Origin of the sequence: Streptomyces sp. NPDC047072, assembly GCF_040643855.1 — a bacterium.
In the GTDB taxonomy this organism is placed as follows: Bacteria; Actinomycetota; Actinomycetes; order Streptomycetales; family Streptomycetaceae; genus Streptomyces.
Genome location: NZ_JBEYVC010000102.1, coordinates 1 through 26,270, shown reverse-complemented (window position 1 = coordinate 26,270; position 26,270 = coordinate 1). Strand labels below are relative to the sequence as shown.

The 26,270-nt window shown below is 70.2% G+C and carries 24 protein-coding genes and 2 tRNA genes; 23 read left to right on the top strand and 3 right to left on the bottom strand.

Annotated features, from left to right (window positions below):
* Positions 1–66: 66 nt before the first annotated feature.
* The 8 genes from rplU to ABZ896_RS33360 all read left to right on the top strand — a co-directional run bounded on the left by rplU (position 67) and on the right by ABZ896_RS33360 (position 10,620).
* Positions 67–387 carry a 50S ribosomal protein L21 gene (rplU, locus tag ABZ896_RS33395; protein ID WP_007381993.1) on the top strand — a complete coding sequence of 107 codons (321 nt, stop codon included), beginning with the start codon at positions 67–69 and terminating at the stop codon, positions 385–387.
* 14 nt (positions 388–401) lie between these two features.
* On the top strand, positions 402–656 hold the full coding sequence (gene rpmA / locus ABZ896_RS33390; RefSeq protein WP_015660411.1) for a 50S ribosomal protein L27: 255 nt from the start codon (positions 402–404) through the stop codon (positions 654–656).
* Positions 657–773: 117 nt separating this feature from the next.
* Positions 774–2,219, top strand: coding sequence for a GTPase ObgE (gene obgE / locus ABZ896_RS33385; RefSeq protein WP_360937227.1), 1,446 nt, complete (start codon positions 774–776; stop codon positions 2,217–2,219).
* 124 nt (positions 2,220–2,343) lie between these two features.
* The gene (locus ABZ896_RS33380; RefSeq protein ID WP_360937225.1) at positions 2,344–3,816 is read left to right on the top strand and encodes an FG-GAP-like repeat-containing protein; all 1,473 of its coding nucleotides are present in this window, start codon (positions 2,344–2,346) and stop codon (positions 3,814–3,816) included.
* 192 nt (positions 3,817–4,008) lie between these two features.
* Positions 4,009–5,559, top strand: coding sequence for an alkaline phosphatase D family protein (locus ABZ896_RS33375; RefSeq protein WP_360937223.1), 1,551 nt, complete (start codon positions 4,009–4,011; stop codon positions 5,557–5,559).
* Between the two features lie 83 nt (positions 5,560–5,642).
* Positions 5,643–6,818, top strand: a complete 1,176-nt coding sequence (locus ABZ896_RS33370; protein WP_360937221.1) for a hypothetical protein — start codon at positions 5,643–5,645, stop codon at positions 6,816–6,818.
* Between the two features lie 144 nt (positions 6,819–6,962).
* Entirely contained in the window at positions 6,963–8,462 is a 1,500-nt protein-coding gene (locus tag ABZ896_RS33365; protein ID WP_360937219.1) for a bifunctional cytidylyltransferase/SDR family oxidoreductase, read from the top strand.
* A gap of 109 nt (positions 8,463–8,571) precedes the next feature.
* Positions 8,572–10,620 (top strand): hypothetical protein, encoded by a 2,049-nt coding sequence (locus ABZ896_RS33360; RefSeq protein ID WP_360937217.1) that lies wholly within the window; start codon positions 8,572–8,574, stop codon positions 10,618–10,620.
* Positions 10,621–10,688: 68 nt separating this feature from the next.
* On the opposite strand, the gene ABZ896_RS33355 is transcribed toward ABZ896_RS33360, so the two are convergent.
* Together ABZ896_RS33355 and ABZ896_RS33350 are read right to left on the bottom strand one after the other, a co-directional pair.
* Positions 10,689–12,737, bottom strand: coding sequence for a hypothetical protein (locus ABZ896_RS33355; protein ID WP_360937215.1), 2,049 nt, complete (start codon positions 12,735–12,737; stop codon positions 10,689–10,691).
* Between the two features lie 69 nt (positions 12,738–12,806).
* Positions 12,807–14,825 carry a hypothetical protein gene (locus tag ABZ896_RS33350; RefSeq protein ID WP_360937213.1) on the bottom strand — a complete coding sequence of 673 codons (2,019 nt, stop codon included), beginning with the start codon at positions 14,823–14,825 and terminating at the stop codon, positions 12,807–12,809.
* A 180-nt stretch (positions 14,826–15,005) separates the two neighbouring features.
* Here ABZ896_RS33350 and proB point away from each other — a divergent pair, with 180 nt between their 5' ends.
* From proB to ABZ896_RS33325, 5 genes are all read left to right on the top strand, one after another.
* Positions 15,006–16,112, top strand: coding sequence for a glutamate 5-kinase (proB, locus tag ABZ896_RS33345; RefSeq protein ID WP_360937245.1), 1,107 nt, complete (start codon positions 15,006–15,008; stop codon positions 16,110–16,112).
* Between the two features lie 197 nt (positions 16,113–16,309).
* On the top strand, positions 16,310–16,774 hold the full coding sequence (locus ABZ896_RS33340; protein WP_360937243.1) for a hypothetical protein: 465 nt from the start codon (positions 16,310–16,312) through the stop codon (positions 16,772–16,774).
* 84 nt (positions 16,775–16,858) lie between these two features.
* Positions 16,859–18,145: a glutamate-5-semialdehyde dehydrogenase gene (locus ABZ896_RS33335; RefSeq protein ID WP_360937211.1), complete on the top strand. Its 1,287-nt coding sequence runs from the start codon at positions 16,859–16,861 to the stop codon at positions 18,143–18,145.
* A gap of 62 nt (positions 18,146–18,207) precedes the next feature.
* Positions 18,208–18,768, top strand: coding sequence for a hypothetical protein (locus tag ABZ896_RS33330; protein WP_360937209.1), 561 nt, complete (start codon positions 18,208–18,210; stop codon positions 18,766–18,768).
* 100 nt (positions 18,769–18,868) lie between these two features.
* Positions 18,869–19,948 (top strand): hypothetical protein, encoded by a 1,080-nt coding sequence (locus ABZ896_RS33325; protein WP_360937207.1) that lies wholly within the window; start codon positions 18,869–18,871, stop codon positions 19,946–19,948.
* Between the two features lie 6 nt (positions 19,949–19,954).
* Here the strand turns inward: ABZ896_RS33325 and ABZ896_RS33320 are convergent, their stop codons facing one another.
* Positions 19,955–21,037: a M48 family metallopeptidase gene (locus tag ABZ896_RS33320; RefSeq protein WP_360937205.1), complete on the bottom strand. Its 1,083-nt coding sequence runs from the start codon at positions 21,035–21,037 to the stop codon at positions 19,955–19,957.
* Between the two features lie 145 nt (positions 21,038–21,182).
* Here ABZ896_RS33320 and ABZ896_RS33315 point away from each other — a divergent pair, with 145 nt between their 5' ends.
* From ABZ896_RS33315 to ABZ896_RS33270, 10 genes are all read left to right on the top strand, one after another.
* Positions 21,183–21,341 (top strand): hypothetical protein, encoded by a 159-nt coding sequence (locus tag ABZ896_RS33315; protein WP_360937203.1) that lies wholly within the window; start codon positions 21,183–21,185, stop codon positions 21,339–21,341.
* Positions 21,342–21,449: 108 nt separating this feature from the next.
* Positions 21,450–21,614, top strand: a complete 165-nt coding sequence (locus tag ABZ896_RS33310) for a hypothetical protein (protein WP_020136208.1) — start codon at positions 21,450–21,452, stop codon at positions 21,612–21,614.
* 79 nt (positions 21,615–21,693) lie between these two features.
* Positions 21,694–22,332 carry a nicotinate-nucleotide adenylyltransferase gene (nadD, locus tag ABZ896_RS33305; RefSeq protein WP_360937201.1) on the top strand — a complete coding sequence of 213 codons (639 nt, stop codon included), beginning with the start codon at positions 21,694–21,696 and terminating at the stop codon, positions 22,330–22,332.
* Positions 22,333–22,348: 16 nt separating this feature from the next.
* A complete protein-coding gene (locus tag ABZ896_RS33300) occupies positions 22,349–24,049 on the top strand; it encodes an LCP family protein (RefSeq protein ID WP_360937199.1) in 1,701 nt (566 codons plus the stop codon).
* Between the two features lie 90 nt (positions 24,050–24,139).
* A complete protein-coding gene (rsfS, locus tag ABZ896_RS33295) occupies positions 24,140–24,583 on the top strand; it encodes a ribosome silencing factor (RefSeq protein WP_360937197.1) in 444 nt (147 codons plus the stop codon).
* A complete protein-coding gene (locus ABZ896_RS33290) occupies positions 24,580–25,239 on the top strand; it encodes a histidine phosphatase family protein (protein WP_360937195.1) in 660 nt (219 codons plus the stop codon). Before rsfS ends, ABZ896_RS33290 begins: the two co-directional genes overlap by 4 nt.
* Positions 25,240–25,311: 72 nt before the next feature.
* Positions 25,312–25,384: transfer RNA gene (locus ABZ896_RS33285), tRNA-Ala, on the top strand.
* A gap of 194 nt (positions 25,385–25,578) precedes the next feature.
* The gene (locus ABZ896_RS33280; protein WP_360937193.1) at positions 25,579–25,752 is read left to right on the top strand and encodes a hypothetical protein; all 174 of its coding nucleotides are present in this window, start codon (positions 25,579–25,581) and stop codon (positions 25,750–25,752) included.
* 3 nt (positions 25,753–25,755) lie between these two features.
* Positions 25,756–25,989, top strand: a complete 234-nt coding sequence (locus ABZ896_RS33275) for a hypothetical protein (RefSeq protein WP_003976229.1) — start codon at positions 25,756–25,758, stop codon at positions 25,987–25,989.
* Between the two features lie 117 nt (positions 25,990–26,106).
* Positions 26,107–26,179, top strand: a tRNA-Ala gene (locus tag ABZ896_RS33270).
* The last annotated feature ends 91 nt before the right edge of the window (positions 26,180–26,270 follow it).

The following is a 26,270-nucleotide window of genomic DNA, read 5'->3' as shown; positions in this document are numbered from 1 at the left end:
GGCCGTTCGCATGCCGGGTGGCTGGACTGCGGGGGTGCCGTTCCCGAGCGAGAGAGTGAGATCCGCGTGTACGCCATCGTGCGCAGCGGTGGCCGCCAGCACAAGGTTGCTGTCGGTGACATCGTCGAGGTTGACAAGATTTCCACCGCCAAGGTTGGCGACACGGTCGAGCTCTCGACCCTGCTCGTTGTCGACGGCGACGCTGTGACCAGCGACCCGTGGGTCCTGGCCGGCATCAAGGTCCAGGCCGAGGTCGTGGACCACCACAAGGGCGTCAAGATCGACATCCTTCGCTACAAGAACAAGACCGGTTACCGCCGTCGTCAGGGCCACCGCCAGCAGTACACGGCGATCAAGGTCACTGAGATCCCCGCGGCTGCGAAGTAAGGGACTGAGGAGAGATGGCACACAAGAAGGGCGCATCGTCCACCCGTAACGGTCGTGACTCCAACGCTCAGCGCCTCGGCGTGAAGCGCTTCGGCGGTCAGGTCGTCAGCGCGGGTGAGATCCTGGTCCGCCAGCGCGGCACCCACTTCCACCCCGGCGCGGGCGTCGGCCGTGGCGGCGACGACACGCTGTTCGCGCTGAACGCCGGTGCGGTGGAGTTCGGCACGCACCGTGGCCGCAAGGTCGTGAACATCGTTCCGGTCGCCTGAATCAGGCACTGATCGGTAGTTTTTCGCGAGGCGGACCTCACTTCCCTGGTGGGAAGGCGGGTCCGCCTTTCGCGTGTTGACATAGGTAACACCCGTACGTTTCTGGAGGCACTGACCATGACCACCTTCGTGGACCGCGTCGAACTGCATGTCGCCGCGGGTAACGGAGGTCACGGCTGTGCCTCCGTCCACCGTGAGAAGTTCAAGCCGCTCGGCGGACCCGACGGCGGCAACGGCGGACGCGGCGGGGACGTGATCCTCACCGTCGACCAGTCCGTCACCACGCTGCTCGAGTACCACCACTCCCCGCACCGCAAGGCCACCAGCGGCAAGCCCGGTGAGGGCGGCAACCGCTCCGGCAAGGACGGCCAGGACCTGGTGCTGCCCGTGCCGGACGGCACCATGATCCTCGACAAGGCCGGGAACGTCCTCGCCGACCTGGTCGGCCACGGCACCTCCTACGTCGCCGCCCAGGGCGGCCGCGGCGGACTCGGCAACGCCGCGCTGGCCTCCGCCCGCCGCAAGGCGCCCGGCTTCGCGCTGCTCGGCGAGCCGGGGGACCTCCAGGACATCGTCCTTGAGCTGAAGACCGTCGCCGACGTGGCGCTGGTCGGCTACCCGAGCGCCGGAAAGTCCTCGCTGATCTCCGTCCTCTCAGCGGCCAAGCCGAAGATCGCCGACTACCCCTTCACGACCCTCGTCCCGAACCTCGGCGTGGTCACGGCCGGCTCGACCGTCTACACCATCGCCGACGTGCCGGGCCTGATTCCGGGCGCCAGCCAGGGCAAGGGGCTGGGCCTTGAGTTCCTGCGGCACGTGGAGCGGTGCAGCGTCCTGGTGCACGTCCTGGACACCGCGACCCTGGAGTCCGAGCGGGACCCGCTCTCCGACCTCGACGTCATCGAGGAGGAGCTGCGGCAGTACAAGACGTCCCTCGCGGACCGGCCGCGGGTCGTCGTCCTGAACAAGACGGACGTCCCCGACGGCAAGGACCTCGCCGAGATGGTGCGGCCGGACCTGGAGGCGCGCGGCTACCGCGTCTTCGAGGTGTCCGCCGTCGCGCACCTCGGGCTCAAGGAGCTGTCCTTCGCGCTCGCCGAGCTGGTCGCGCGGGCACGGGCCGCGAAGCCCGCGGAGGAGGCGACCCGGATCGTCATCCGGCCCAAGGCCGTGGACGACGCCGGCTTCACCGTCACCCCCGAAGCCGACGGTCTGTTCCGGGTGCGCGGTGAGAAGCCCGAACGCTGGGTGCGCCAGACCGACTTCAACAACGACGAGGCCGTCGGCTATCTCGCCGACCGCCTCAACCGCCTCGGTGTGGAGGAGTCGTTGATGAAGGCGGGCGCCCGCGCGGGCGACGGCGTGGCCATCGGCCCCGAGGACAACGCCGTGGTCTTCGACTGGGAGCCGTCGATGATGTCCGGCGCCGAGATGCTCGGCCGGCGCGGCGAGGACCACCGCTTCGAGGCACCGCGTCCGGCGGCCCAGCGGCGCCGCGACAAGGAGGCCGAACGGGACGAGTCGGCGCGGGAGTTCGAGGACTTCGAGCCGTTCGGCGAGTGAGACGCCGGAGGACCGCGAGCTTCCTCGGCGAGTGAACTCCCGGGAAACTCAAGGCAGTCGGCCGGGCAACCAACTCCCTTTCCTGTGAGTCGTATCGGGCAATCCGGATGACTTGGAGGAAGCCATGAGGGGACGCAGACGGACCTGGGGCGCGGCGGTGGCCGTGGTGCTCGCGGTCACGGGAGCCATGACGGTTCCTACGGCGGCACAGGCGCGGTCGGCCGCCGTAGAGCCCGAGGACGACTTCAACGGCGACGGCTACGCCGACCTCGCCGTCGCGGCCCCCTCGGCGACCGTGGCCGGCAAGGCGAAGGCCGGCTACGTCGCCGTCCTCTACGGCACGCCGAAGGGCCTCGCCACCACCGGCCGCAAGGTGTTCACGCAGAACTCCGCGGGCGTCCCCGGCGCCGCCGAGGCGGGCGACCGCTTCGGCAGCGCCCTGACCACCGCCGACCTCGACCGGGACGGCTACACCGACCTGGTGGTCGGGGTCGCCGGCGAGGACACGGGCACCGGTAAGGACGCCGGGTACCTGGAGGTCCTGTGGGGCGGCCCGAAGGGCCTGTCCGGCGCCGCGGCCCTCGCCGGGGGCCTGCGGGTCGGCGACGGACTCGGCGCGGCCGGCCGGCTCACGGCCGCAGACGTGGACGGCGACGGCGCGACGGACCTGATCACCGTGACCAACGCCCATGACCTGCGTGTCCTCAAGGGCCCCTTCAAGCGCACCGGCGCGGCGAGCGGCACGCAGAACGTCACCGACCGCTACGACAGCCGGATCCTGGACCTGGCCGTCGGCGACCTCAACGGCGACGGCCGCACGGACGTGGTCGCCGCCGCGAACAGCGCCGAGGAGTTCGACTCCCGCCGGATCCAGTACTGGTACGGCACCGACCAGGGCGTCTCGCCGTACTTCACCCTCGTCTACGACATCGACGGCGCCGGGATGCAGGGCGGCGAGAACCTCGCGGTCGGGGACGTGGACCGGGACGGCTACGCCGACATCGTGGTGGGCCGCGCGGTGGACGGCTACGACAGCGACCACGACTCGTACCGGGCCAAGGGCGGCAGCGTCACCTTCGTCCCGGGGACGGCCGAGGGGCCCGTAGGGGTGGAGGCGGTGGCCTTCAACCAGGACGCCCCCGGGGTGCCCGGCACCGCCGAGAAGGGCGACCGCTTCGGCACCGACGTCCAGCTCGGTGACGTGGACGGCGACGGGTACCTCGACGTCGTCACCGGCGCGCCCGGCGAGGACCTGGGCCGGATCGCCGAGGCGGGCATGGTCGTCGCGCTGCGGGGGACGGGCGACGGACTCACCGCGGACGGGTCCCTGGCGATCAGTCAGAACACCGCCTCGGTACCGGGTGTCGCCGAGAAGGGGGACCTGTTCGGCCGGGCCGTGCACCTCGGCGACTTCAACGGTGACGGCCGCTCCGACCTCGCCGTGGGCGCGCCCGGGGAGAACGCGAACGCCGGCGGTGTGTGGGCCTTCCCGGCGACATCCGACGGCATCACCGCCAAGGGTTCGTTCACGTTCGGCGCCGGCACCCTCGGCACCAGTGCCACGAATGCCCTACTGGGCACAGGCTTTACCTACTGAACACCCACGTCCTGAGCGTTTCTCGAGAGCCGTTGCGACAAGATCACTTTCAGTGTTGATCCTGTGACGCAGCGGCTCTTCTGTTGTCTACCCGCTTGTCATGCACGCGAACACCCTGGTTCAACACCTGGACCGCCCCGGAGCGTGAGCTTCCTGGGTGTCCAAGAGGCCCGCGACGCAAGGGAGTTCGTCATGACAGGAGTACCGTCGCCCGATCGACGCCGCTTTCTGGCCGCCGGTGCCGCCGTCGTCGGCGCCGCGGCCTCCGCCCAGCTCTGGCTGCCGGGCACCGCGCGAGCGGCCGAGCGGGCGCTGCCCGAGGGGCTGTTCAGCCTCGGCGTGTCCTCCGGGGACCCGCTGCCGGACGGCGTCGTGCTGTGGACGCGGCTCGCCCCCGACCCGCTGGACGGCGGCGGCATGCCCGCCGAGGAGGTCCCGGTGGAGTGGGAGGTCGCCGAGGACGAGCGGTTCGGACGGGTCGTCAGCCGGGGCACCGCCCAGGCGCTGCCCGCATACGGACACAGCGTTCACGTCGATGTACGGGGGCTGCGCTCGGGACGCGAGTACTGGTACCGCTTCCGCGCCGCCGGACAGCTCTCCCGCACCGGCCGCACCCGCACCGCGCCCGACCCGTACACCTCCCGCGGCAGCCTGCGGATCGCCCTCGCCTCCTGCCAGAACTGGCAGCACGGCTACTTCACGCCGTACGCCGACATGCTCGCCCAGGACCCCGACCTCGTGCTCTTCGTCGGCGACTACATCTACGAGTCGACGCCGTCGTCGGCGGGACCGCGCCGGCACGAGGGCACGGGGGAGCCGTACACCCTGACGCAGTACCGCAACCGGTACGCGCAGTACCGCATGGACCCCGACCTGGCCGAGATGCACGCCCACGCGCCCTTCGTCGTCACCTTCGACGACCACGAGGTCGACAACGACTGGGCCGGCGAGATCCCGCAGGACCCCGGCAAGCAGTCCCACGACGCCTTCGTCGCCCGGCTGACCGCGGCCTTCCAGGCGTACTACGAGCACATGCCGGTGCGCGCGAGCGCGATCCCGAACGGGCCGCACATCCAGATGTACCGGCGCCTGGAGTTCGGCCGGCTGCTGCGGCTGAACGTGCTCGACACCCGGCAGTTCCGCAGCGACCAGGTCACGAGCCAACAGGCCGCCACGGACCCCTCGCTCACCATGCTCGGCGCCCCGCAGAAGCAGTGGCTCCTGGACGGGCTGCGCGACTCGCCCGCCCGCTGGAACGTGATCGCCTCGCAGATCATGATGGCCGAGACCGACATCCTGCTCGGCGAGGGCAAGCTCTGGTACTACGACGCCTGGGACGGCTACCAGGCCGAACGCAACGCCCTCCTGAAGGAGTTCAGGAGCGTGCGCAACCCGGTCGTGCTCTCCGGGGACCGCCATTTCACGATGATCAGCGACCTCAAGGAGGACTTCGCCGACCCGTCCTCCGCGGTCGTCGGCGCCGAGTTCGTCGGTACGTCGATCTCCAGCAACGGCGACCAGGACCAGACCGCCTTCCACACCCAGTGGGACCCGCTGAAGGCCGACAACCCGCACTGGAAGGTCATCGACGCCCACCGCGGCTACCACCTCTTCGACATCGACCGCCTCGGCATCGACGCCCAGGTCCGGGTCGTCGACACGGTTCTCAAGCCGCAGGCGACGGCGAGCACGCTCGCGCAGCTGCGGGTCGAGTCCGGCAGACCGGGCGTGCAGCGCGTCTGACCAGGGAGGGGGCGGTGGGACTCATCCCAGTCCCACGCGCCTCTCAGGCAACTCCAAGAAACTCCTCTTACTGTCCCTTAACCATGGAGACGGACTGTACGAGTGACGACCTTCCGGTGAACGGCGTGACCGCTCCGCTGCCCGCCGGCACCCGCCTGCTGCACATCGGCCCGCACAAGACGGGCACGACCTCCATCCAGGGCGCGCTGTTCGCCGCCAAGGACCGGCTCCCCGAGCACGGAGTCGTCTTCCCCGCGCACAGCAGGCACCCCATGGAGGCGGCCCTGGCCGCCTGCGCCAGACCGGCGATGATGGGCGACACCGCGCCCACCGAGAAGCACTGGACGCGGCTGCTGGAGCAGGTGGTGGCGAGCGGTGCGCGCACATCCGTCGTGAGCAGCGAGTTCTTCGCCGACGCCGAGGACGAGGCCACCGTCGCGCGGATCGTCGAGCAGCTCGGCGGGGAGCGGGTGCACATTCTGGTCACGCTGCGGCCGCTGGTGCGGATCATGCCGTCGCAGTGGCAGCAGTACGTCCAGAACGGGCTGCGCATGGGCTACGAGAACTGGCTCACGCACATGCTCAGGAAGCCGCCGTACGAGAAGCCCAACCCCAGTTTCTGGCGCCGGCACCGGCACGACCGGCTCGTCGAGCGGTGGGCGCGGGTGGTGGGTCCGGAGCGGATCACCGTGGTGGTGGTCGACGACCGCGACCGCGACGGTCTCATGCGCACTTTCGAGCGGCTTCTCGGACTGCCCGACAATCTCCTGGAGGCCGTTCCGGACGCCGCGAATCGTTCTCTTACCCTCGCCGAGACCGAAATGCTGCGGAATCTCAACAAAGAATTCCGGGGCAATGGACTGCCCGACGAGTTGTATTCGAAGCTTGTTCGTAATGGCGCCGTGATGCATATGAAGAATGCGTGCGTCCCCGCGTCCGGCGATGTGAAGATCCCCACTCCGGACTGGGCGGTCGAGGCCGCGGCGGAGATCGGCGCGGAGATGGCCGAGAACATCGCCGCACTCGGCGTACGGATCGTCGGCGACCTCACGCTCCTGTCCGCCGTACCGAAGGCGCCCACCCTGGACGGCATCCCGGCGCCACGGATCTCTCCCGAGGTGGCGGCCCAGGCGCTCTACGGGGTGCTCGCGGCGGCCGCCGAGGCTCCGGCGAAGACGCGTACCGTTCACCAGACGTCGACGAAGGACCTCGTGCGGGTACTCGGGCACCGATGCCTGAAGAAGCTGCGCCGACGCTGAACTCCCGCAAGGTTGTTGTCACCGGCGGTGCAAGGTGAATGACAGGTAGCGCGCACATATGCACTGAAGGGCGCTCACCTTGCACTGCGGTAACCGCAAGTGGGACCATTTCCCCGTTCCCTGTCGCCCCGAGGTAGGTCTTCTGTGTCCGAGCACATCGCCAAGCCCCGTACCACCGCAGTGATCCTGGCCGGTGGCACCGGTCAGCGGGTGGGTCTCTCGATCCCCAAGCAGCTGCTGAAGATCGCCGGCAAGGCCGTCATCGAGCACACCCTGACCACGTTCGAGCAGGCCGACTCGATCGACGACATCATCGTGCTGATGGCGCCCGGGTACGTGCCCGACATAGAGAAGATCGTCGCCAAGGCCGGGTTCACCAAGGTCAAGAAGATCATCGAGGGCGGCGCCACCCGGAACGAGACCACCGAGCGGGCCATCTCCGCCCTCGGCGAGGGCCTGGCCGACGGCGAGGACCTCAACGTCCTCTTCCACGACGCCGTGCGCCCGCTGCTCTCGCGGCGCGTGATCGACGACTGCGTGGCCGCGCTGGAGCGCTACCAGGCCGTCGACGTGGCCATCCCGTCCGCGGACACCATCATCGTCACGCGCACCCACGGCGGGGACGGCGAGTTCATCACCGAGATCCCGGACCGCTCCCGGCTGCGCCGCGGCCAGACCCCGCAGGCCTTCAAGCTGTCCACGATCAAGCGGGCCTACGAGGTCGCGGCCGGCGACCCCAACTTCCAGGCCACGGACGACTGTTCGGTCGTGCTCAAGTACCTGCCGGACGTGCCGATCCACGTCGTCGCGGGTGACGAGTACAACATGAAGGTCACCCAGCCCGTCGACGTCTTCATCGCCGACAAGCTCTTCCAGCTCGCCTCCACCGCGGCCCCCGAGCAGAACGGCGACGAGGCCTACCGCGAGCTGCTCACCGGCAAGACCGTCGTCGTCTTCGGCGGCTCCTACGGCATCGGCAAGGACATCTCCGAGCTCGCCGAGTCCTACGGCGCCAAGGTGTACGCGCTGGGCCGCTCGACCACCGGCACGCACGTCGAGAACCCCGAGGAGGTCGACGACGCGCTGTCCAAGGCGTACGCCGAGACCGGGCGGATCGACTACGTCGTGAACACCGCGGGTGTGCTGCGCATCGGCAAGCTCGCCGAGACCGACAACGCGACCATCGAGGAAGCGCTCAAGGTCAACTACCTGGCACCCGTCCAGATCGCACGTTCGAGTTACAAGTACCTCTCTGAAACGAAGGGCCAGCTGCTCCTCTACACCTCCAGCAGCTACACCCGCGGCCGCGCCGAGTACAGCCTCTACTCCTCCACCAAGGCCGCCATGGTGAACCTCACCCAGGCCCTGTCCGACGAGTGGGCCACCGACGGCATCCGCGTGAACTGCATCAACCCGGAGCGCACCGCCACGCCGATGCGCACCAAGGCCTTCGGTCAGGAGCCCGCGGGCAGCCTGCTCTCCTCCGAGGCGGTCGCCCGCACCTCGCTGGACGTGCTGCTGTCCGAGCTGACCGGCCATGTCATCGACGTCCGCCAGCAGGACCCGACGGCCTCGGCCGGCCAGGCGTCCGGCTTCGAGCAGGCGCTGGCCAGTGTTCTGGACCGACAGGACGGCATGGCATAATCAAGGGAAATAGCCTTCTGTAATTCAGGCCTCTGTGGCTGCCCGTTCACGGTGCATTCGCAGGGGCCTGAGTCCTTAAAACCGGCACCCCTCCCAGAGCAGGTTCTCAGTGATAACCACCGCTATTCGCGTCGCCCGGGTGGGCAGCGCGGCCGAGCTGGCCGCGGCGGTCCTCATGATGGCGGGCTTCCCCGCCATAATGGTGGCCGCGCTCGTCCCGAGCGTGCCCGCCTTCGCGGCCGCGACCGCCGTGACCTACCTTGCGGACCACTATCTGCACCGCCAGGGCAGCTATCTGGTCAACCGGCTCAGCAAGGTGCGCGCGGGACTGTCGATCCGCTTCCTGATCCGACAGCTCCTGCTGATCCTGCTGCTGGCCCGGATGAACCTCTCGGACGGTCTGATCTTCTACGGCGCCACGGCCTGCTTCATCGCGTTCTACGGCCTCCAGGCCCCGCACGGCGCGCTGGTCACCCTGATCCGCAACCGCCGCCGGATGCCGGTCGCCACCCGCAACGTCGACCTGGCCTCCCGGATCCGCATCCCGGACGCGCCGCCGCAGGGTCTGCTCAACCGCTCCGCCGAGAAGATGCTGCACCTCGACCTCGCGGCCGTGGTCGGCATACTGATCTCCGCCGCGACGGACTCGGCGGTGGCCGGCTTCGTCGGCATCGGCGTGACGATCGGGCTCGGCTCGCTGTACGTGCTCGTGCTGATGCCGTACGTGCGCGGCAAGAAGATCCCGCCGAACGACGACAAGGTCCTCGCCGCGGTCGACGACTGGCTGCGCGAGTACCGGCCCGAGACGGTGCTGTTCTTCTCCGGTTCCAAGGACTCCGCCTACCAGGTCAACATGTGGCTGGAGACCATGGAGCAGCTGGACTCCAGGCCGCTGATCCTGCTGCGTGAGCGCGTCATCCTGCAGAACCTCGCGCCCACCACGGTCCCCGTCATCTGCGTGCCCGGAGGGGTGCACCTGATGAACATGGACCTGTCCACGGTGCGGGTCGCGCTGTACGCGGCGAACGTCGGCAAGAACATCCACCTGCTGCGCGTCCCCACCATGAAGCACGTCTTCATCGGCCACGGCGACAGCGACAAGCTGGCCAGCGTCAACCCCTTCAGCAAGGCGTACGACGAGGTGTGGACCGCGGGCCGGGCCGGCCGCGACCGCTACGCCATCGCCGACGTCGGCGTCCGCGACGAGGACATCGTCGAGGTCGGCCGCCCGCAGCTGGCGCCGATCCGGACCTGGCAGGGTGTGCCGGAGGGCCGTATCCCGACGGTGCTGTACGCGCCCACCTGGGAGGGCTGGGACGGCGACCCGGGCAACACCTCGCTCATGCTGGCCGGCGAGAACATCGTGAAGAAGCTGCTCAAGGCCGACCCGCCGGTGCGGGTCCTCTACAAGCCGCACCCCTTCACGGGCACCGTCCTCGCCAAGGCGGGCGCCGCGCACCAGAAGGTCACCGCGCTGATCGAGAAGGCCGCCGCCGAGCGCGCCGCCGACGCGAGGTTCGCTGTCGACACGGCGGCCCAGACCGAGGCGCGCGCCGAACTCGCCCGCATCGAGGCCCGGCTCGCCGTCCTGGCGCGCGGCAATGTCGGCGAGAAGGGCGACGAGGCCGACGCCACCCGTGACGGCGTGGTCGACGTGGCCAAGTACGAGGAGATCGCCCGGCTGCAGGGCGAGTGGAACGACGTGTACTGGCGTTCCTTCCCGGCCTGGGAGCACCGGGTGATCACCGGCGCCGAGCCGCGGCTGTACGACTGCTTCAACGTCTCCGACGCGATGGTCTCCGACATCTCCAGCGTGGTCTCCGACTTCATCGCGAGCGGCAAGCCGTACGCGGTCACGGACTCCGCCGCGCTCGGCGAGGAGGAGTTCAAGCGGCAGAACACCGCGGTGCGGGCCGCCACGATCCTGTCCAACAAGGCGTCCGAGCTGGGCGAGTTGCTGGACGCGGTCCGCGACCCCAAGGCCGACGCGCTGGCCGAGGACCGGGTGGAGCTCAAGCAGTACCTGCTCGGTCCGGACGAGCCGACCTCCATCCAGCAGTTCAACACCGCGGTGGCGAACCTCGCCCTCAAGGCCGAGGCGCGCAACGTCGGCCAGGAGTCACGGGCGGCGGCCGGAGCGGCGGAGGCCGTGGGCTGAGTACGGCTCTGTGAACAGAGGGCCTGGTCTTCGGATGTTTCCCGAAGACCAGGCCCTCTGGCGTCGCACTAGCCCAGCAGCGTGAGCGTCCCCGACGCCGACACCGTCTCCCTCCGCTGCCCGGGCAACTCCACATGGACCCGGGCCCGATGTTCCAACGCGGCCAGGCACAACGCCTGAACGGCCATGTCGAACCGTTCCTGCGAGGACGGAGCGTCCGGCCCCAGCAGCCGCCGCTTCAACTCGGCCCGCGCACCCGCGAGTTCGTCCCTCTCCGGATGGCGTACGGCGTCCAGCAGCGCCGGGACCCCCGCCCCGTCCGGCGTCAGCACCGTCGCGGCACCGGCCGTGGGGAACGCCGTACGGAACTCCTCCTCCGGCAAGCCGCTCGTGTTCGCGACCGCGTACGGCTTGCCGCTCGCCAGGAAGTCGCTGACCACGCTGGAGACATCGCTGATCAGCAGGTCCGCCCGGTTGAAGCAGGCGTACAGCGCGGGCCGCACGTCGGTGACGATCTGGTGCTCGCCGTCCGGAAGTGAGTCCCAGTACGCCTCCTCCCAAGCCTCGGTAGCCCGTGCCACCGCAGCTGCCCGACCCGGCTCCGGAGTCGACTGCACCCTCATCCGCTCGACCTGATCCGCGGCGGCCCGGAAGGACGCCGTGGTGAGCCGCTCCAACTCGCGTGTACGCAGCGCGAGTTCGTCACGATCGCCGCCCCTGCCCGCGCCCCGGTTCGCGGCCCGGATCAGCTCACGGATCCGCAGATCGGCCGCCCCCGCCCGCGGATCCACCGACCCGGTCAGCGGATGCGGCTTGTACAGCAGCCGTACCCCCGGATCCGCCAGCAGCGCGCGCACGATGTTCTCGCCCGCCTCGATCACCGACGTGTTGCCGGGGTTGCCGTCCCAGCCCTCCCAGGTCGGCGCGTACAGGACGTCCGTGTACGGCCCGGCCGGCGGCCCCGCGTACGGCCGTACCGCCTCCAGTTGCGGGCGGCCGATCTCCACCACGTCCTTGTCCTCGACGCCGACGTCGGCCGCCGCGTACCGCTCGCGCGCCGCCGGACCGGCCACCCACACCTCGTCGTACGCCTTCGCGTACGGGTTGCAGGAGGAGAGCTTGTCGCTCTCGCCGTGGTTGACGAAGGTGTGCTTGATCGTCGGGATGCGCAGCACCTGGGAGGTCTTGCCGGAGTTCGACGGGTGGATGAGGACCTGGAGCGTGGAGTGCTCCAGGCGCATCAGCGTGGAGACCTTCGGCAGGCACACGACGGGCACGTCGGTCGCGGTGATCTTCTGCATCATGAAGCGTTCCCGCAGGATCACCACCGGCCGGCCGCCGAGCTGCGCGAGCGGCTCCAGCCACATGTTCGCCTGGTAGGCGGAGGCGGCCCCGCCGGAGAAGTACAGGCCGACGGTCGGGCGGTACTCGGCCAGCCATGCGTCGAACCAATCCAGCACCTCCTGCTCGCCCGCGGGCCGACGGCTCGGCAGCAGCCGTACGAGAAGGTCGTACAACCCCTTCAGGGCGAGCCCGAGGGAGACGGCGATGCCCAGGGCCGCGCACCTCGGTTCGCCGGTCGCGGCCGTGGCGAGCAGGCCCGCGGTCGCGGGCAGGCCGTGCACCAGGAGCCGGGGGCCCGGGCGGCGCAGCAGGGCGGGCGGGGCCGGGGTCAGGCGGAGCGCGGAGGCGTCGATGTTGCGGGTGAGCACCGGGAGGGTGCGGGTGCGGCGGACCAGGACGGAGAGCGCCTGGATCGCGCAGTGCAGGGCGTAGAAGGCGAGCAGACCGGCCACGAGCACGGTGTACGCCGTCTCCTGGTCCTCCGCGGTCAGCCGCAGCAGACCCACGACCAGCAGCAGGTCGCGCAGCACGTGCCGGACGGTGATGTCCGCGTGGGACTTGGCGAACAGGCTCACCATGCCGCGCTGCCACCGGTGCAGGATGCCCTCCACGGCGTAGGAGGCGACCGTGGCGGCGAGCAGCAGCGGCAGGTGCGGACGCAGGGCGGCGATCGCCTGGCCGACGCTCGCGGCGGCGAGGACGAGGACGACGAGCGCCTTGCCGGTGAGCCGGCGGGAGGGGCTGCGGGGTCTTCTCCTGGGAAACGTGGGCATGGCGGTGCTCCAAGTGCTCGAAGTGCGGCTGCTTGGACAACGCCCGGGCCCGGGCGGCGGTTATGGGACTTATGGGACGGTTGTCAGACCGGGGTCGAGCGCGGTGGCCTGGGCCGCCAGGGTGTTCACCGCCGCGTTGAAGCGCTCCATGGACGTCGGATGGTCCGGGCCCAGCACGTACTCCTTGAGGGTGCGGCGGGCCGGGGCCATCGGGTCGTTGCGGGGTTCGCGCACCGAGCGCAGGATCTCCGGAAGTTGGGCGCAGGCCCGGTCCAGCAGATAGGCGCCGCCCGCGGTGGTGTACGCGGCCCGGAACTCCTCGTCGGACAGGTCCCGGGCGTTGGTCAGGACGTACGGCTTGAGGCTCGCCACGAAGTCGGCGACCACGGAGGAGACATCGCTGATCAGGATGTCCGCCTGGTTGAAGCACTCGTACAGCGTGGGGAGTTGGTCGAGGATGACGTGGTGCCGGGCGCCGGACCGGCTCTCCCAGAAGAGCCGGTGCCATGCGGCGCGCAGCTCGTGCCACTCGGCCGCGCCCGCCCCGTCCGGCACCCGTGCCTCGCTCAACTGCTGGGCGTCGTCGCCCTCGTGGCGTCCGGACAACTCGTCGAGACGGGCCCGGATCTCCTGGAGCCGGGGTCCCGCGCTCGCCGTCGCCCTGTCGTCGTCGGCGCGCAGCAGCTCCCGGATCGTCCGGTCCGCCGCGGCCGCCTCGGCGGAGCGCTTGCCGGTGAGCGGATGCGGTTTGTAGACGACCCGGACGCCCTCCGCGAGGAGCTTCCCGATCAGCGGTACGCCCATCGGGATCAGGGAGGTGTGGCAGTCGTCGTCGCTCCAGCCCTCCCAGGTGGGGGCGTAGAGCACGACCGGGACCGGACCCGGGACGCGGTCGGTGTGCAGTTGGACCGGGGCCAGCTGCGGGCGGCCCACCTCGACGATCGCGTCGTCGCTGATGGCGTGCCGCACCCGCCGGTAGCGGTCCCGGCCGGCCTTTCCGGCCACCCAGATCTCGTCGTACACCTTGCTGACGCGGTTGCTGCTGGCGAGCTTGTCGCTGTCGCCGTGGCCGATGAAGACGTGCTTGGCCTCGGCGATCCGCAGCATGTGGACGTTCTTGCCGGCGTTGCCGGGGTAGAGGACGACCTTCACGGCGGACAGGTCCAGCTCGGCCAGGTCGTCGGCCTTGGGCACGCAGACCACGGGGAGCCGGGTGCGGCCGAGGAAGCGGAAGGAGGCCCGCTCGCGCAGCACGATCACCGGGCGCAGGTCGAGCCGCTCCAGCGTCTCGATCCACATGTTGACCTGGTACATGAAGTCCCGGGAGACCGCGGCGAAGCTGAAGTACAGCGCCACCTCGGGCCGGTGCGCGGCCAGTTGGCGGTTGACCCCGGCGAGCACCGCCTCCCGGCCGGGCATCCGGCGGACCGCGCGGAGGCGGACCAGCAGCGCCAGTACGGCGGCCACGGTCGCCCCGAGCGTCAGCGCGTAGCCCACGTGGGCGGGGTAGTTCGTCCCGGTCGCGAGCGCCGCGAGGAGTCCCGCCTGGGCGGGCAGGTCGAGGTGGAGCAGCTTGCGCAGGAAACGCCGGTAGAGGTACGCGGGCGGGCGCGCGGGTATTTCCAGCCCGCTCATGTCGAGATTCCGTACGACCACCGGCAGTATTCGCCGTCTGCGAATCGCGTGATGCACCGCCGAATACAGCATGACCAGCAGGAAATGCACGCTGAACACCGCGAGACCGACGATCAGCAAAGCGTCCGGCGCGTCCATTCGGTCGGCCAGGGCCAGCAGCATGACCGAGCGCACGGCGAACCGCATCGTGCGGCTGAGCTGCAGTGCCGCGAGGCGCCGGACGAACCCGGGGGCCCTTTCGTGCAGGACCTCGTCCGCCAGATAGGTCACGGCCCACGCCGCCGTGAATCCCCACAGGGACGGAAGCAGCGCGAGGACCGGAAGCGCCACGAAGCCGGCACCGAACAGGAACACCAGGAGGAGTTCGGATTTCCCGGGAACGCGCAGGACGGAACAGAACCGGCGGATCATCATGGCCAGTTCGACGCGGGTCGGCGAGAAAGGGTTGTACACCTTCCGGAAGTGGTTAATTCACCTTCCGTTTACTGGTGGGGAGGGAGTGGATCCCCGGTCCGGGGACTGGACGGACGCGCGGTGCCGCATCCCCTTCGCGTACATTGCGGGCGAGTACCCGAAGTGGCGCGAGGGCCTTCAAAAGGACAGGACACACACGTGGCAGGGGCAAGGCAGGCCGTGAGCGAGGCCCGCAGGATCGTCGTCAAGGTGGGCTCCTCGTCGCTGACCACCGCCTCCGGCGGACTGGACGCCGACCGGGTCGACGCGCTCGTCGACGTCCTCGCCAAGAGCCGCAGCGGGGGAGAGCGCGAGATCGTCCTGGTCTCCTCCGGCGCCATCGCCGCGGGCCTCGCCCCGCTGGGCCTGCGCCGCCGTCCCAAGGACCTGGCCCGCCAGCAGGCCGCCGCCAGCGTCGGCCAGGGCCTGCTCGTCGCCCGCTACACCGCCTCCTTCGCCCGCTACGGCGTCCGGGTCGGCCAGGTGCTGCTCACCTCCGACGACATGAGCCGCCGCTCCCACCACCGCAACGCCTCCCGCACCCTCGACAAGCTCCTCGCGATGGGCGCGTTCCCGATCGTCAACGAGAACGACACCGTCGCCACCGACGAGATCCGCTTCGGCGACAACGACCGGCTCGCGGCCCTGGTGGCCCACCTCGTCCACGCCGACCTGCTCGTGCTGCTCTCCGACGTCGACGGCGTCTACGACGGCGACCCCGGCAAGCCCGGGACCTCGCGGATAGCCGAGGTGCGCGGGCCCGCGGATCTGGCCGGAGTGGAGATCGGCAGCTCGGGGAAGGCCGGCGTCGGCACCGGTGGCATGGTCACCAAGATCGAGGCGGCCTCGATCGCCGCCGCGGCCGGCATCCCCGTGGTCCTGACCAGCGCGGTGCACGCGGCCGACGCGCTCTCCGGCGGGGACACCGGGACCTACTTCCACGTCACCGGCAAGCGCTCCGCCGACCGGCTGCTGTGGCTCCAGCACGCCTCCACCCCGCAGGGCTCCCTCACGCTGGACGACGGTGCCGTGCAGGCCGTGGTCGAGCGCCGCAAGTCGCTGCTGCCGGCCGGGATCGCCTCCGTCGAGGGCGAGTTCGCCGCGGGCGACCCCGTCGAGCTGCGGGACACCGAGGGGCGCGCGGTGGCCCGCGGGCTCGTCAACTTCGACGCCAAGGAGATCCCCCGGCTGATCGGCCGCTCGACCCGCGAACTGGCGCGGGAGCTGGGACCGGCGTACGAGCGGGAGGTCGTCCACCGGGACGATCTGGTGCTGCTGCACCCGTGACGGGGGTTCTCCTGAGAGGGGAAAACGCCTCTCTGTGCCCGAAAACAGGGTGAACGCCCTGCGAAAAGGGTCGCCCTGAGGTGGACGTTCCGCAAAATCGCCCCACAAGCCCTTGCGGCCTGCTCAACTTTGTCTCGGGACCACACACCGCCGACCCCCGGGTCGATCTCTGCATGAAGGAGGCCGTCGTGAGACGAGTGCGCCCCGGGGCGACGGCGTCCCACGGCGGCGGTGGTTCCGCCGCACGCGCGCCCGGCGAGGAGCGCGCGCTCACCAGTGTCGCGGCCGGTGACCGGTACGAGGGCGAGCGCCCGGAGGACCTGCCGAGGCTGTGGCACGTCACCCTCAGCGTCTCCGGCGACGAGGCCCCACTCAAGGAGGTCCGGCGGGCCCTGGAACAGCTCGCCCACGACCACCCCTTCCTGCTGACCAGCCGCTACGCCAACGACCACGCCGAGATCCGGTACTGGGAGGAGGCCCGCGACCTGCACGACGCGGCCGCCGTCGCCCTGCGCCTGTGGGGCGAGCACCGGCAGAGCGCCGGGCTGCCGCCCTGGGAGATCGTCGGCCTGGAGGTCATCGACCGCCAGACCTACCACCAGCGGGTGGCCGAGGGGTACGGACCACCGCCGGCGTCACCGGTCGGCGTACACCCGTTCTGAGTGGGTTCTGCCGGTCCTGCGGGGCTTGTCTCGGGGTGTGGAACGAGCGGCGCCCGGCCGCGCGCGGCGCACTACCCTTCCCGTATGACCACGCTTTCGCCGTACGACTCCATGTCCCCGGTCACCCAGGCCGCCTACCGGGCCAAGGCCGCCGCCGCCGACCTCGCCCCGCTGCCGCGGGCCGAGAAGGACGACGCGCTGCTCGCCATCGCGGACGCGCTGGAGGTCCGGACGAGCGACGTCGTGGAGGCGAACGCCAAGGACATCGCCAAGGCCCGCGAGGCCGGCACCAGCGAGACGGTCATCGACCGGCTCACGCTCACCCCGGAGCGGGTGCGCGCGATCGCCTCCGACGTCCGGGACGTCGTGGCGCTGCCCGACCCGGTCGGCGAGGTCGTGCGCGGCTCGACCCTGCCCAACGGCATCGACCTGCGCCAGGTCCGCGTCCCGCTCGGCGTGGTCGGCATCATCTACGAGGCCCGCCCCAACGTGACGGTGGACGCGGCCGCCCTGTGCCTCAAGTCCGGCAACGCCGTCCTGCTGCGCGGCTCCGCCTCCGCCTACGAGTCCAACTCCGCCCTGGTCCGGGTGCTCCGGGACGCCGTGGGCGGCGCCGGGCTGCCCGCCGACGCCGTCCAGCTGGTGCCCGGCGAGAGCCGCGAGAGCGTGCGCGAGCTGATGCGCGCCCGGGGCCTCGTCGACGTCCTCATCCCGCGCGGCGGCGCCTCGCTGATCCGGACCGTCGTCAACGAGTCCACGGTCCCCGTCATCGAGACCGGCACCGGCAACTGCCACGTCTACGTCGACGCCCACGCCGACCTCGACATGGCCGTCGACATCCTGATCAACTCCAAGGCCCAGCGGCCCAGCGTCTGCAACGCCGCCGAGACCCTCCTCGTCCACCAGGACATCGCCCCCGAGTTCCTGCCGCGCGCCCTGGACGCCCTCGCCGAGGCCGGCGTCACCGTCCACGCCGACGAGCGGGTCATGGCGTACGCCAAGGACTCCAAGGCGACCCTCGTCGAGGCCACGCTGGAGGACTGGGAGACCGAGTACCTGTCGTACGACATCGCCGCCGCCGTGGTGGACTCCCTCGACAAGGCCGTCGAGCACATCCGGCTGTGGACCTCGGGCCATACCGAGGCCATCGTGACGACCTCCCAGCAGGCCGCCCGCCGCTTCACCCAGCTGGTCGACTCCACGACCGTCGCGGTCAACGCCTCCACCCGCTTCACCGACGGCGGCCAGTTCGGCTTCGGCGCGGAGATCGGCATCTCCACCCAGAAGCTGCACGCGCGCGGCCCGATGGGCCTGCCGGAGCTGACGAGCACCAAGTACATCGTCACCGGCGACGGGCACGTCCGTCGCTGAGCGAGCCCTATGAATTTCCGTACCGTCTGCCCAAATTGACCCCCTCGGTCTACTCTGGATACGTGCCGGAGGACGTGGGGGGCACGCCGTTCCCTGACGGCTGGGAGCCCGACGACGACCACGACCGCGGGGTGTCGGACGAAGAGTTCGCCTCCGTGGTCTTCGACGAGGCCTTCGTACGGGCGGCGGTGGTGCACGAGCCGACCGCCGTCGAGCGCCTCCTGGCCGCCGCCCAGGCGAGAGCGGAGGCCTCCGAGGCCGAGGCCCGCAGGGCGCACGGCAGAGGCGAGCGCTACGACGAGGGATACGGCTCTTTCGGCCATGATCCCGAGCTCGACGAGCTCGACGACACCGAGATCCTCGAAGGCCGCTACGGCGCTCCGGGGACGTACGGCAAACAGGTCCGCTGGCATCGCCCGGTCGCCTGGATGCTCGCCCTCGTGATGGGCATCGGCATGGTCGCGCTGGCCTTCACGGCGGTCTACCGCGGTGCCTCCTCGGGCAGCCGGGAGCAGGTACCGCCGCCCGCCTCGACCGGTCTGGAGCAGGGCAGCGCGGCGAGCCCCTCGGCGTCCGCCGACTACTCCCAGCCGGCCGTCTCCGCGGTCCCGCGCACCCCCTGACCGCACGGCGGCCGATCTCCGACGGTCCTGGTGAGAACCTGTCAGAAGTTGTCGTGCGGCCGGGCGTTTACCTGAGCGCCGCGAGACCTACTCTGAAGATATGGGCGGGCCAGGAGACCCCCCTGAGGGGACACCCGAGGGCAGCCCCCCAGGCGGCGAGGACGAGTACCGATCCGTTGTCTTCGACGAGTCGTTCGTCCGCGCTGCCCGGCTCCAGGAGTACTCCGCGCAGGAGCGGATGGGCGATCACGCGCCCGCCGTGCGCCGCCGTCCGCCGATGCGCCGGGGGCTGTCCCGGCAGGCGCTGATCCTGGTCCTGCTGATCGCCATCGCCTTCGGCACCGCGATCTACATGGGCGTACGGAACCCCTACACGTCTCCCGCGGCCCGCCAGCCCGTCGAGCCCCTGCGGATGACGGTGATCCCGCTCGCCCCCGAGGGCAAGGTCCCGGGGGCCGCCGACGCGGAGTATCTGTACGAGCACAGTCCGGCCGCGCAGTACCGCTTCGGCGCCGAGGGCATCCCGCTGCCGGCCTCCCGGCGCACCGCGCACTTCTCCGACAGCCAGGTCGTGGCCGCGCTGACCACGGCCAAGGACTACATCGTGCGGTCCTCGCTCTATCCGGAGGTCCTCACCGGGCGGGAGATCCGGTCCGTACGGGTGCTGCTGGACACCGACCAGCTCGACCAGTTCGACCAGAGCTTCGCGCACCCGGCCGCGGACGGGCGGCACGCGCCGACCGGATGGCTGGTTCGCTTCGACCCGGCGGAGGTCGTGCTGGCCGACGGGAAGATCCGGGTGCAGGGGAGTCTCCAGGCGGCCGAGACGGACTCCGCCACGCTGGAGGTGACTGCGGACCACACGTTCGTGTACGCGCTGCGGGCCGCCTCCGGCGGTTCCGGCGGTTCCGGCGGCGAGGTCTCGCTGTTCACCGTGCGGCGGGAGCTGCACTTCCGGTTCGACCGGGAGGATCTGCGGCTGCACACGGCCCAGCTGGTCGTGTCGTACGTCCAGGCCGGGCCGCTGTCCTGCGCGGAGGACTCCGTCGGGCGGTTGCATCCGCTGCTGGCCGGGGAGACGGCGCGGGCGGGCGGACCGGCGGGGACGGATCCGTACGCGACGGGGAGCGCGACGGCGCTGTGCGGGTCTTTGGCGACCAGTGCGCAGCCGAAGGTCTGAACCGGCCTAGTCCTCCTCGTGCCCCTGGTTCTCCTGCGAGGGTGTCGAGTTCGACGAACCTCCGAAGCCCCTGCGTACCCGGCTGCCCAGGTCGCCCGCCCCTCCCGCGATGTCGCTGACCAGCTTCATCAAGGGGTCCTTGGAGTTCTTGACGTGGTCCGTGTAGTGGGAGGCGGACTCCTTGAAGCTGTCGGAGACCGACGTGTTCTTGTCGTCGTCGCGGCGCGGGTAGTGGCCGTCCATGATCCGCTGGTAGTCGCGGGACTCGGACCACTTCTTCAGCTCGGCCGCGCGGACCGTGGTGAAGGGGTGGCTGCGCGGCAGGACGTTCAGGATCTTCAAGACGGAGTCGCGCAGGTCGCCGCCGGCCTCGTACTCCTCGGCCTGCTTCAGGAACGCGTCCACGTTCATCTCGTGGAGGTTGTGGCCGCCCGCCAGCTTCATCAGGCCGCGCATGGAGGCCTTGATGTCCTGGCCGACCAGGAGGCCCGCGCGGTCCGCCGACAGCTCCGACTTGCGGAACCACTCGCGCAGCGCCGTCACGATCGCCATGATCGCGAGGTTGCCCAGCGGGATCCACGCCACCCGGAGGGCCAGGCTGGTCAGGAACAGCAGGATGGTCCGGTACACCGAGTGGCCGGAGAGGGCGTGGCCCACCTCGTGGCCGACGACCGCCCGCATCTCCTCCTCGTCGAGCAGGTCGACCAGGCCCGTGGTGACGACGATGATCGGCTCGTCCAGGCCGATGCACATCGCGTTGGGCTGCGGGTCCTGGTTGACGTACATCGGCGGGACCTTCTCCAGGTCCAGGATGTAACAGGCGTCCCGCAGCATGTCGTTGAGGTACGAGAACTGCTGGTCGGACACGCGCACCGAGTCGGACAGGAACAGCAGCCTCAGGCTGCGCTCGGGCAGCAGGCCGCTGAGCGCCTTGAACACCGTGTCGAAACCGCTCAGTTTGCGCAGTGCCACCAGGGCGGAGCGGTCGGCGGGGTGTTCGTACGCACGGGAGGAGATTCCCGGGAAACGCTTGCGCTGCCTGCTGGGCACGTTCTCGTGTCCGTTGTTCTGATGGCCGTCGTCGGACATGTCTTCCCCCATGCGCGTCTTGGCTGTGCCTCTTCGACCGCTGTGATCCTTTGCGGACCCTTGTGCGGTCCTTTGCGCCCCCGAAGCAGAGCCCAGCCTAGGCGGAGATAGCGTGGACGGGCAGTACAGCGAAGGAGTCCACGTCATGCAGCACATCCGGGCCGACTGGCTCACCGAGGCCGCGAGCGCCGCCGAACGGCAGGGGCCCGGCAATCTGCTGCGGATCGTGCTGGTCGTGATGATGCTGGGTTGTGCGCTGACAGCGTGGTTCCTGCTGCGGGGGTACAAACGGAAGGACGAATGACGGCGGGCGAAGGTTCCAACGGTGGAGTCGGCGTGATCGCCCTGCCGGCCCCCGCTTACCATGAGCCGACATCTTTATCCCGCCCACACCGGATAGGTCCTGCCGAAGATGAGCTTCCACAGCACCGCTGCCCAGTTGGTCACCCTCGCTGCCGAGGGCGAGGAGCACGGCGGTAACCACGAAAGCCTCGACCCGCTCGTGACCGGCGGCGCCGCCTTCATCATCCTGCTGCTCCTGCTGTGGATCACGACTCGTTTCAACCGCGACCGCTGAGGCACCGAGTGCCCAAAGCAGGGCACTCCGGGCCTGCGCCGGACGGCGTCCTCAGGACGGGCCGGTAGGGTCTGCACGCATGGGAGAGCAGGACATGCCTACCGGCCCGGGCAACGGCCCGTCGAACCCCGGCAAGCGCCGTCTCGGCGTCATGGGCGGGACGTTCGACCCGATCCACCACGGGCACCTGGTGGCGGCCAGCGAGGTCGCCGCGCAGTTCCACCTGGACGAAGTGGTGTTCGTGCCGACCGGCCAGCCGTGGCAGAAGACCCACCGCCGGGTCTCCGCCGCCGAGGACCGCTATCTGATGACGGTCATCGCGACCGCCGAGAACCCGCAGTTCTCGGTCAGCCGCATCGACATCGACCGCGGCGGCGCGACCTACACCGTGGACACCCTGCGGGACCTGCGCTCCCTCAACCCGGACGCGGACCTCTACTTCATCACCGGCGCCGACGCCCTCGGCCAGATCCTCACCTGGCGGGACTCCGAGGAGCTGTTCTCCCTCGCGCACTTCATCGGGTGCACCCGCCCCGGTCATCCCCTGACCGACCACGGCCTCCCCGAGGGCGGCGTCTCGCTCGTCGAGGTGCCCGCGCTGGCCATCTCCTCCACGGACTGCCGCGCGAGAGTCGCCAAGGGCGACCCCATCTGGTACATGGTGCCGGACGGAGTCGTGCGCTACATCGACAAGCGCGAGCTGTACCGCGGCGAGTGAGCCGAGAGGGGCACCGGTGAACGACCGATACGACGCGGGACACGGCGGCGACCACGGCGAGCAGCAGTACGAGATCGTCGGCTACGACGAGTACGGCCGGCCCGTATATCAGCAGGTCCCGCCGCAGCGGGCCCCGCAGCAGCAGTACGACCCCTACGCCCAGCAGGGGTACGGCTACGACCCGTACGCCACCGGCGGGCAGCAGCAGCCCGCCCAGCCGTCCTACGACCCGTACGGCCAGGGTGCCCAGCAGGGCGGCGGGGCCGGGACGGCGTACGACCCCTACGGCCGCGCGGCGGCCTCCGGCCGGCAGCCCCGGGTCACCGAGCAGACGGCCTACATCCCGCAGCAGGGCGGCCAGCCCGGACAGGCTGAGGGGCCGCGGACGGGCCGGGACGGCGGCCCCGCCGGCGCGGAGCGTTCCGGTGGGGACGAACGGCCGTACCAGACCACGCAGTTCGCGTTCGTGGAGGAGCCCGACGCCGACTCCGAGGACGTCATCGACTGGCTCAACTTCACCGAGAACCGCACCGAGCGCCGCGAGGAGGCCAAGCGCCGCGCCCGCAGCCGGCTCGTCGCCCTGGTAGTCGTCCTCGCCCTGGTCGCGGTCGGCGGTGTCGGCTACCTCTGGTACGCCGGGAAGCTGCCCGGCGTCGGGGGCTCGGAGACCGCCAAGGGCACCACGATCGCGGCGAGCGCCCAGAACCGCGACGTGATCGTCGTCCACCTGCACAACACCTCCGGCGGCGGCACCTCCACCGCCCTGCTCGTCGACAACACCACCACCAAGCAGGGCACCACCGTCCTGATCCCCAACTCCCTCGCCCTGACCGCCGACGACGGCACCACGACCACCCTCGCCAAGTCCGTCGACGACGACGGCTCCTCCGGGACCCTCGACGCCCTCGACACCGTCCTCGGCACCGACATCGAGGGCACCTGGCGGCTGGACACCCCCTATCTGCAGAACCTGGTCGACCTGGTCGGCAACATCGAGGTCGACACCAATGTCTCGGTGCCCGACCCGACCGCCAAGAAGAAGGGCACCGCGCCCCTGGTCGCCAAGGGCAAGGACCAGACCCTCAGCGGCAAGACGGCCGTCGCCTACGCCACCTACCGCGCCTCCGGCGAGGCCCAGAACGCCCAGCTGGAGCGGTTCGGCCAGGTCATGCAGGGCGTGCTGCGCAAGATGTCCTCCGACGCGGGCGCCGCGACCACCACCGTCCAGACCCTGGCGCAGATCCTCGACCCGTCCCTGACCGACAAGGACCTCGGTACCTTCCTCGCCAAGCTCGCCGACCTCGCCAAGAGCGGCGACTACAAGACCGCGCTGCTGCCCGTCGGGCAGGACGGCACCCTGAGCGCGGAGGCCAGCGCGAGCGTCGTCAAGGACGTCCTCGGCGGCAAGGCGAAGAGCCCCGACAAGGACGCCGCCGTCAGCGTCTCCGTCCAGAACGCCAGCGGCACCAAGGACAACACCGAGAAGGCCCGCGTGGTCCTCCTCAACGGCGGCTTCACCTTCCTGGACGGCGGCACGCCCGCGGGCACGCAGACGGCCACCAAGGTCCTCTACGCCGAGGCCGCCGACAAGGAGAACGCCACCGAGGTCGCCAAGACCCTCGGCCTGTCCACGAGCGCGGTCACCAAGGGCACGGTCTCCGCGAGCGCGGACGTCGCGGTGATCCTCGGCCAGGACTACAAGCCGTCCTCTTCCTGAGCTTCCCGGGCGTCCCGGCAATCGCGTGGGGTGCGGTCGGCGGTCCGTGAGACCCTTGAGGTCTTCTGACCGCCGACCGAAAGCCTCGTAGTGACCGCGACCGACCGCTCTCTCGAACTCATCCACACCGCCGCCCAGGCGGCCGCCGACAAGCTCGCCCACGACGTCATCGCCTACGACGTCAGCGACGTCCTGTCGATCACGGACGCCTTCCTGCTCGCCTCCGCGCCCAACGACCGCCAGGTCAAGTCGATCGTCGACGAGATCGAGGAGCGGCTCTCGAAGGAGCTCGGCGCCAAGCCGGTGCGCCGCGAGGGCGACCGCGAGGCCCGCTGGATCCTGCTCGACTACGTCGACATCGTCGTGCACGTCCAGCACAGCGAGGAGCGGGTCTTCTACGCCCTGGAGCGGCTGTGGAAGGACTGCCCCGAACTGGAGCTGCCCGCCGACGCCAAGGCGACCCGCGGCAAGGCCGAGGAGCACGCCAAGCTCCACGCCGACGAGGACGCCGACGGGTTCGGGGAGCCCCGATGACCGCTCCCGCCGACCGGCAGGGCCGCGGCCGCCGCGTCATCCTGTGGCGGCACGGCCAGACCTCCTGGAACGTGGAGCGCCGCTTCCAGGGCACGACCGACGTCGAGCTCACCGAGACCGGCTTCGGCCAGGCCCGCCGCGCCGCCCGGCTGCTGGTCTCCCTGCAGCCCGACGCGATCGTCGCCTCCGACCTCCAGCGGGCCGCGAACACCGCGGCCGAGCTCGCCGCGCTCACCGGCCTGGAGGTCAGCCACGACGAGGGCCTGCGCGAGACCTACGCGGGCGTCTGGCAGGGGCTGACGCACGAGGAGATCATCGAGCGGCACGGCGAGGAGTACGCTGCGTGGAAGCGCGGTGAGCCGGTGCGCCGCGGTGGCGGCGAGCTGGAGACGGAGGTCGCCGACCGGGCCGCCCCCGTCGTGCTCCGGCACGCCGAGAAGCTGCCCGAGGACGGCACGCTCGTCGTGGTCAGCCACGGCGGCACGATCCGCACCACCATTGGCCGGCTCCTCGGCCTGGAGCCCCACCATTGGGAGAGCCTCGGCGGTCTCTCCAACTGCTGCTGGTCCGTCCTCGGCGAGGGCGCCCGCGGCTGGCGCCTGCTGGAGCACAACGCGGGCACGCTGCCCGAGCCGGTGCTGGGCGACGACGACTGAGCGGATTTCACTTTCCGACATGTCGCAGGCTAGAGTTCTTCTTGTTCACCCCGCCCGGCGGGACGAACGCAAGGGGCTATAGCTCAGTTGGTAGAGCGCCTGCATGGCATGCAGGAGGTCAGGAGTTCAATTCTCCTTAGCTCCACAAGATCAGGATCCCGTCTCCATCAGGAGGCGGGATCTTCTGCTTGGTGCTTGAGTGACTTGGCGCCCACAGGCGTATACCTCTCAGGAGGCGCCGTGTCCGGACTGGTACTCAGGCGTCGCTGACCGTATTGGTCCGGCCGTGGCAGAATCAAACGGCCGGAAGGGGGCGCGGCCCGACGGGAGGGAGTAGTGATGCCTGCGAGCATCCTCGAGGAGGGCGGCCACCTCCTCGGAGCGGCGTCGGCGGGGGACATCATCGTCCGCCTCATCTGCCCTTCCTGCGGTTCTCTCCACGTCGCCCAAGTGCTCGGTGACAACGGGGGGATCTCCTACGTGTGCACGGCCTGCGGCCACAGCTGGAGCTGATCGATGGGTGCACACAGGCGAAAGTGCGACTGGTGCGGCAGCGGGACGCCGATCGTGCGGGACATGGAGCCGGTCAATCCCGACTACCAGTACTGGTGCGAGGAATGCGCGCGGGCGCTGATCATAAAAGGCGACCCCATCGAGACGTACCGCGAGCTGGAGGGCGAGCCGATCTACGGCCGCCTCCTGGAGGAACACTGCACGTTGAAGCGGTTCTACTCGTTCGTCACCGCGTAGGGGACGCCGTCGTGGCGGGCCTAGGGTCCGGCGGGGAAACGATTTGGTGTTCCGCCCGGTGGACCGTGTAATGTTGGCGTCGCCGCCGGGGAAACCGGGCGGCGGACCACCAGGCAAGGGGCTATAGCTCAGTTGGTAGAGCGCCTGCATGGCATGCAGGAGGTCAGGAGTTCAATTCTCCTTAGCTCCACAGAAAGATCCCGCCGGATCCTCTCGGATCCGGCGGGATTCTTGCGTTTCCGGGACGTGCGGGTCAGCGGCCCAGCGCCCGGCGTCCACGG